General features: G+C 66.7%; 7 protein-coding genes. 3 read left to right on the top strand and 4 right to left on the bottom strand.

From position 1 onward, the window contains the following. The 3 genes from JOZ00_RS07695 to JOZ00_RS07685 all read right to left on the bottom strand — a co-directional run. Positions 1 to 1,089: aldehyde dehydrogenase family protein (locus JOZ00_RS07695; RefSeq protein WP_293341989.1), on the bottom strand; the 1,089-nt coding region annotated here is incomplete at its 3' end. A 120-nt stretch (positions 1,090 to 1,209) separates the two neighbouring features. Further along, complete coding sequence (locus JOZ00_RS07690; protein WP_293341987.1) at positions 1,210 to 1,977, bottom strand: class I SAM-dependent methyltransferase; 768 nt, start codon at positions 1,975 to 1,977, stop codon at positions 1,210 to 1,212. Positions 1,978 to 1,995: 18 nt separating this feature from the next. Next, positions 1,996 to 2,679 carry a GAP family protein gene (locus JOZ00_RS07685; RefSeq protein WP_293341986.1) on the bottom strand — a complete coding sequence of 228 codons (684 nt, stop codon included), beginning with the start codon at positions 2,677 to 2,679 and terminating at the stop codon, positions 1,996 to 1,998. Between the two features lie 200 nt (positions 2,680 to 2,879). On the opposite strand from JOZ00_RS07685, the gene JOZ00_RS07680 reads away from it, so the two are divergent. After that, the gene (locus tag JOZ00_RS07680; protein WP_293341984.1) at positions 2,880 to 3,620 is read left to right on the top strand and encodes a glucose 1-dehydrogenase; all 741 of its coding nucleotides are present in this window, start codon (positions 2,880 to 2,882) and stop codon (positions 3,618 to 3,620) included. 33 nt (positions 3,621 to 3,653) lie between these two features. On the opposite strand, the gene JOZ00_RS07675 is transcribed toward JOZ00_RS07680, so the two are convergent. Next, positions 3,654 to 4,304, bottom strand: a complete 651-nt coding sequence (locus JOZ00_RS07675; protein ID WP_293341982.1) for a biliverdin-producing heme oxygenase — start codon at positions 4,302 to 4,304, stop codon at positions 3,654 to 3,656. A gap of 246 nt (positions 4,305 to 4,550) precedes the next feature. Between JOZ00_RS07675 and JOZ00_RS07670 the strand changes: the two genes are divergently transcribed. Together JOZ00_RS07670 and JOZ00_RS07665 are read left to right on the top strand one after the other, a co-directional pair. Then, complete coding sequence (locus tag JOZ00_RS07670; RefSeq protein WP_293341980.1) at positions 4,551 to 6,842, top strand: SpoIIE family protein phosphatase; 2,292 nt, start codon at positions 4,551 to 4,553, stop codon at positions 6,840 to 6,842. Between the two features lie 99 nt (positions 6,843 to 6,941). Continuing rightward, positions 6,942 to 7,332, top strand: a 391-nt coding sequence (locus JOZ00_RS07665) for a nuclear transport factor 2 family protein (protein WP_293341977.1), incomplete at its 3' end; no start/stop codon positions are given.

Below are 7,332 nucleotides of genomic sequence, written 5' to 3'. Positions count from 1 at the left end.
GAGTCGGTGCCCACCGGTGACGATCTCCGCGCCGTCGGACCTGCCCTGTTCGAGGTAACCCAGCACGCGGTTGAGCTGCTTCTGGCTGATCAGCGGGCCGCTCATGGTGCCCTCTTCTTTGGGGCCGCCCATCTTCATGGCGTTGGCAACCATCGCCATGCCCTCCACGACTTGGTCGTAGACGCCGCGCTGCACCAGGATGCGCGAACCGCACACGCAGGCTTGCCCCGAGTGCACGAAGGTGCCGAACGCCGACATCGGGATGGCCTTCTTCAGTTTCGCGTCGTCGAAGATCAGCACCGGCGACTTGCCGCCGAGTTCCAGGGTGACCTTGTTCAGGTTGCTGTCTGCCGAGGCGCGCACGATCGCCCGGCCGACCTCGGTCGACCCGGTGAACGCCACCTTCTCGACGTCGGGGTGGGCGGTGATCGCCGCGCCGACGGTATGGCCGTAGCCGTTGACCAGGTTTGCGACCCCGTCGGGCACGCCCGCCTCGCCCAGTAGCCGCATCAGCACCAGCGCCGAAAGCGGTGTCTCCTCAGCGGGTTTGACGACGCTGTTGCAGCCGGCCGCCAGCGAGGGTGCGAGTTTCGCGCAGAAATTGAAGACGGGGCCGTTCCACGGGAAGATCAGGCCCACTACGCCGTAGGGCTCGCGCAGCGTGTAGGCGTGCATGTGCGAGTCGACCCCGGTCAGCCCGCCGGTGCTCACGTCGCGCGCGATCCCGTCGATCTTCGTGCACCAGCCGGCGTAGTAGCGGAACCACTCCGCGCCGATGGACACTTGCATCTTTGCCTGGGCGGGATACATGCCGGCGTTGAGCATTTCGAGCTCGGCGAGCAGTTCTGCGTTCTCATCGATCAGGTCGGCCATTCGCCACAAGATCTTGGCCCGCTCGTGGTCGGGCTTGCCCGACCAGATCCCGGACTCCGCGCTCGCCTTCGCGCGGGCGACCGCGTCGTTGACCGCGTCGGTGCCGCAGTCGGTGAACTCGCTGATCTGTTCCTCGGTGGAGGGATCGAAGATCGGAATCACGTCACCGGCCCCGGGACGTTGCCGGACCTCGTCCAATACCGCCTGCACCGACATGGCTTCTCCTTCTCGCAGCGCTGCGCCCGATGCGGCAGAAGTTACGCGCTTAACCACGCAGTGTCTACGAGTCGTTCAACTTTTCGCGAGCAAGAAGCGTTGTGGCGCAGGGGGAGCGGGCTAGGCGCCGCGGGCGATCCGATCGGCACGCCAGCACCATGACCGCATCGGAACGTCGATCGTCTCGGCGCCGGGGAAGCGATCCGTCAGGGCGGCGCGGGCGTTGGCAAGCCGTTGCGCGCGGTCCTCCTCGGACGCGATGATCACCCGGCTGTAGGTGCCCACCATCGCGACGGCGTCGGCAATCGTCATCGTCCGGACGAAGCGGACCGTCTCGCGCGCGATGTTGTGGAAAATCTGCGGTTCCGGAAGTACGACGTTCTCGTGTCGACGGCGGAAGCGGTCGGGCGAATCCGCCTCGGGCGTGTTCTCCCCGGGCAGCAGGTCGAGATTGCGCACCCAGTCGACGTCGCGATCCCGACTCGTCCAGATCAGGCCGAAGCGGCCACCGTCGCGCAGCACCCGGCCGATCTCCGGGACGGCGCGCTCGGGATCCATCCAGTGCCAGGCCGACGAGACGAAGAGCGCATCCGCGGACGCGTCCGGCAATGGGATCGACTCGCCATGTCCCTCGACAACCAGGACGCCTGGTGAGCGGCCGGCCAGTACCGCGCGCATCCGGGCGTCGGGCTCAACGGCGACGACTTCCGCCGCACTGCCCACCAGCATCCGGGTGAACAACCCGGTGCCCGCACCCAGGTCGACGGCCACCCCGCAATTGGCCGGCACCAGCCAGTCGACCGCCTGCCGCGGGGCCTGCGGGCGTAACACGTCGTAGTCTTCCGCGATCGATCCGAAGGACATCGCGCGCTCTTGACGATTATTCACACCCGCCAAAGTAGTCGTTCACCAAAGCACGCTGTGGTTGACGAAGGCGTCGGCCACCAGGCCGACGCCGAACACAAGGAACAAGAGCCGCACCGACATTGGGCCGTAGCGTGTGACAACCCGGATGAGCCGACGCTGAAAGCGTCTGGCCGCAACGCTTCTTCTCAGCGAGAGAGCGAGGATCAGCAGCGGCGGTGACAAGGCGATCGCCCAGTAACACAGGATGACCACGGGCCACATCGGTGGTCGCGGATGCAGGGCAGCGATCATCGCCAGACCCGTCAGGTACGGCACGGCTGTCGGCGCCTGCCCGGTGCCGACAGCCAGCCCCAGGAATCCGAGCAACCACGGACGGTCCCGCATCGCCGCCAATGCCCAGCCGGGAGCGGATGATTGGGCGGTCAACGGGAAGAAGGCCAGACAGACCAGCACCAGCCCGACCGCGAGCTCGCCCCAAAACCGAATGGCCGGCGTCACGTGGAAGCCGGCAACTTGGGTGAGAAAGCCGAGCCCCAACACCGTGCACAGGCCGAAGGTGGTCGTCATGGTGAACACGCCTGCGACGTAGCTCAAGGCACCGGGCAGCGGTGATCGGCGATTCAGCCGACTATCGAAGATGACGGCCGAGACGACCCCTACGTTGAGGACATTGAGGGCATCGAGCAACGCCAGACCCGCCAGCGCCACTACGAGGGGACCCACGCGGCTGTACCGGGCCCTAGTTCGGGTATCCGCCGACTACCGTCAACCGGCCAAGCAACGCCCAAGACGGGAACATCAAAGCGGCGACCATGCCTGCAGAGAATACGAGTCGACCGGCGCGCGTCTGACGGAGGCTCAGCCGGTTAGCCGACCGCGGGACCGTCGTCGCAACGCCGCCGGCCCGGGTAGGGTTGCCGGCCATGGCGCGCGTCGCGGACAAGGTCGTTCTGGTCACCGGAGGGGCGCGGGGGATGGGGGCCGCTCATGCCTCGGCCCTGGTCGCCGAGGGAGCCCGCGTCGTGATCGGCGACGTCCTCGACGACGCAGGGCAACAAACCGCCGACAACCTCGGCGACGCAGGGTGTTTCGTACACCTCGACGTGGCCGACCCCGATCAGTGGGAGCAGGCGGTCAGCGCCTCGGTCGACAGGTTCGGTCGACTCGACGGGCTCGTCAACAACGCGGGCATCGTGAAAATGGGTCCGCTGCGGGGGTCGTCGCTATCGGATTGGCAACGCGTGTTGGACGTCAACCTCACCGGGGCCTATTTGGGTATGCGCGCCGCCATCGAGCCGATGATCACCGGGGGCGGGGGCTCGATCATCAACGTGTCCTCGGTCGAGGGATTGGCCGGCAGCGCCCACCTGCACGCCTATGTCGCCGCCAAATTCGGGCTGCGCGGCATCACCAAGTCCGCCGCGGTCGAGTTGGCGCAGTACAACATCCGGGTCAACTCCATCCATCCGGGTCTGGTTCATACACCGATGAGCCGCGGAGTCACCGAGGACTTCATGGCGCCCATACCCATGCGCCGCGGGGCATCGCCGACCGAGATCGCCAACTTCGTCGTGTTCCTGGTCAGCGATGAATCGTCGTACGCGACGGGCGCCGAGTTCGTCGTCGACGGCGGACTGACCCAATACGTGCCCGTCAAGATGTGACCTGCGGCTTACGCGAAAAACGCGCGCCGCCAATCAATCCCGACGAACGGGGACTTCGTCGGAGAGTTCATCGAGCACCGCGCGGTTCAGGCCGAAGGCGAACCTGACCTCGTCGACGATGCGGTCGGTGTCGCGCTCGTCGGGGCGCAGCGCGTCGAGGCGTGCCCGATAGGTGTCCTTGTAGGGTTTCGGTCGCATCGGGAATTTGTAGAACTCGAGGCCCGCTCCGCCGAGACTGAAGGTGCGATCGAGAACCTTTCCCATGGCCTGTCCTCCGGACAGGTCTCCCAGATAGCGCGTGTAGTGGTGTGCCACCAGCGATCCGCCCCATGCAAGGCCGGCGATCCGCTCGCCGTAGGCCATCGCGGCGGGGGAGCTGACTTCGCGCGTGCCGTCGGGCAGCCAATGCGAAAGATCGGCGTCGATGGCCGGCAGGCGCTCCAGCGCGGGGTCGTACACGGCGGCGACCATGGGATCGGTGCGGCGGGCCCGGATGGCGTCCTCCAAGGCGGCATAGACCACGCGGAGCCGAAGTAAGTACTCGGAATACCCTTGCGCGCTGACCCAGCCGCCAAGCAGTTCGGCGACGAAGGGACTTTGCTCAGCAGCAGTGTGCTCTGCCGCCGACCCCTCCTTCATCGCGACCGACAGTCGGCGGGCTGCTGGGACGGCGATGGGGCACATTGCCTGCTCAGATTACATTGGTTATTGCCGAGGGGCAGTGACGGCGACGAGAGCGAAACGCCGATGTGGTCGGGCCACAGCACCGCCTTGGTGACAGATGAACGATGTTTGTTGGGTGGATTCGCTTGTCGCTCCGCGGGCCACTGCGGTCAGAAGGAGAAGATGTTTGGCAGTGCACGGAATCGGCGTCGGCCGTTCTGAACATCCGGAGGCGACGACGAAGGTCATGCCGGGAAAGACGGCGGCGTGACCAGCAGCGAAGGGCAGGTCTCGTCGCCGGGACCGGAGGGCCACCCGGTCGAAGACCTCGTTCCGGTCGGCACGCCCATCGACCTCGACAACTGCGCCCGCGAACCGATCCACATCCCGGGCAGCATCCAACCGCGCGGGGTGCTCGCCGTCGTGCGCGAATCCGACCTCCAGGTGCGCCAGGTCAGCGCCAACGTCGCCGATCTGCTCGGTCGCCCGGTTGACGCCGTCCTGGGCAATCACCTGTCGGCACTGATCGGTGCAGAACAAGCCACACGGATCGAGCAGGCGGCGTCGATCTTCGGCAACCTCTCCCGTCGCAACCCGGTGGAAATCGAAATCGACGTCGCCGGCGAGGCGCACGCGTTCGACGCCATCCTGCATCGCGACCCCGGCGGCGTCCTTCTGGTCGAGCTCGAGATCGCCTACGGCGAGCGCCCGTTCTCGTTCCCCAACACCTATCAGGCGGTGCGCAGCTGGGTAGAGGAATTGAACCGCGCCGGGACGCTGCCCGAGCTGTACGACACCGCAGCCCGCGCGGTTCGCGATCTCACTGGCTTCGACCGCGTGATGGTGTACCGCTACGACGAGCATTACAACGGCGAGGTGGTCGCCGAGTCCAAGCGCGACGATCTCAACTCGTTCCTCGGGCTGCACTACCCGTCGACCGACATCCCGGCGCAGGCGCGGGCGCTGTACGAGAAGAACTGGGTGCGGCTGATCTCCGACGTCGGCTACACGCCGGCCCCGCTCGTCCCCGACATCGACCCCGGGGCCGACACTCCGCTGGATCTCACCCACGCCACGCTGCGCAGCGTATCGCCCATCCACATCGAGTACTTGCAGAACATGGGTGTGCACGCGTCGATGTCGATCTCGCTGCTGCGGCAGGGGAGGCTATGGGGGCTGATCGCGTGCCACCACTACGCCGGTCCGCATCTGCCGCCGTTCGGCACTCGCGCGGCCGCCGAGTTCCTCGGCTCGACGCTGTCGCTACGCCTCGTCGACCGGTTCGAGGGCGACCAGCTGCAGAAGCGGCTGGCCGCGCAGGCGGTGCTGGCCAAACTCACCTCGGCGATCCTCGACGATCGGGAACCGCTCGCGGGGGCGCTGCTCGGGGCGCCCGACCTGCTCGACCTCGTTCCCGCTGACGGCGTCGTGGTCCACCTCCAGGGGGACCACCAGGTACGTGGGTCGGTTCCACCGCCGAACGTCGTGGCCGCCGTCATCGACTGGGCGCTCGGCGCGGGCGATGAGATCGCGAGCAGCGAATGCCTGTCCGGCGAGCTGCCGGCGGTCGGTCTCGATCCCCAGATGGTTGCCGGCGCAATGGTGCTCATCCTGCCCGACGGGCAATACGTTGCCTGGTTCCGGCGCGAGGCGCTGCGCGCGGTGGACTGGGGCGGTGACCCGTACAACAAGGCGATCGCCGTCAATGAGGGTGACGAGATCCGGCTCAGCCCGCGCAAGTCGTTCGATCGGTGGCGCGAGGTCGTCCGCGAGCACAGCGAACCGTGGGCGGTGAGCGAGACCGAATCCGCCGAGACGTTGCGCCGCCACCTGGTCGAGTCGCTGTATCGACGGACCCGGGGCGCGCTGCGAGTGGCCGAGACGCTGCAGCGCAGCCTGCTGCCCGAATCCATTCCGACGCTTCACAATTGGCAGCTGACCGCGCACTACGAACCGAGCGCGGGTGACAACGTCGGCGGCGACTGGTACGACGCCTTCGAGTTGCGCGACGGACGGCTGATCGTGTTGATCGGCGACGTGGCCGGACATGGCATCACGGCCGCGGGCACCATGGCGCAGTTGCGAAACGCCCTGCGGGCACAGCTGTTCGCCGGTGCCGCGCCCGCCGCTGCGCTGACCCAGCTCAACGATTTCTGTGTGCACATGCTGCCCGGCGCGTTCGCCACCGTGATCGTCGCGCGGGTCCATCTCGGCTCGGGCCGGGTCGAGGCGGCCTCCGCCGGACACTTGATGCCCTTCCTGACGAACTCGGCGCCGAAGTCCGCGGCGAGCATGGCTCCGATCCAGCTCTCGCCGCCCATCGGCGTCAAGGGAGTGACCTACGCGCCGAGCAGGTTCACCGTCGAGCCCGGGGAAGGGTTCGTCATGTACTCCGACGGGCTGGTGGAACGTCGCGGCGAGGCGATCGACGACGGCCTCGACCGGCTGGCCGAGACGCTCAGCCGCGCGGGTGCTTCACCGGCAACGTGGATCTGGACGGAGATGGCCTCGGCCAACGCCGACGACGACGTCACCATCATCACGCTGCTTCGCCCCTGAGCCGGCGCGTTTGGCGAAGCCGAGCGCTAACGATCGCGGCCATCTACAGTTCCTCACGTAGCAAACTGTGGATGCCGGCGATCACCCCAGGGAAACGCGATGACAAAAACTGTTGCGACGAAAAATGAGAACGAGAAGATCGTTATCGATTTTATTCACGCCGCTTACGGCGAGCGCATGGACGTCGACGCGATGACATCGCTGATGACCGAGGACTTCGTCTGGCAACTCCACGTGCCACTGTCACCGATCGTTCGCGGACGCGATGCGGCGCGGGCCGAACTCGAGAAGCACAGCAAACTCTCGACGGGAATGGTCGAAGGCAGCGAGATCCGCACGATCGTTTCCGACGGCGACACCGTCGTCGTCGAGCGCGTCGACGTGAACGCGATGAACGGCGTCACCGTCACCTTCTACGTCACGGCGTTCTTCGGGGTTCGCGACGGCAAGATCACCGGATGGCGTGAGTATTGGGACGCCGCCCACGTTG

This window comes from Mycobacterium sp. (assembly GCF_019243155.1).
In the GTDB taxonomy this organism is placed as follows: domain Bacteria; phylum Actinomycetota; class Actinomycetes; order Mycobacteriales; family Mycobacteriaceae; genus Mycobacterium.
This window is presented reverse-complemented; position numbering and strand designations above follow the sequence as displayed.

Bases quoted from the DNA above. Each gene is read 5' to 3' on its own strand.
- JOZ00_RS07680 (WP_293341984.1), top strand. From the start codon at position 2,880: ATGGCGCGCGTCGCGGACAAGGTCGTTCTGGTCACCGGAGGGGCGCGG.
- JOZ00_RS07675 (WP_293341982.1), bottom strand. From the start codon at position 4,304: ATGTGCCCCATCGCCGTCCCAGCAGCCCGCCGACTGTCGGTCGCGATG.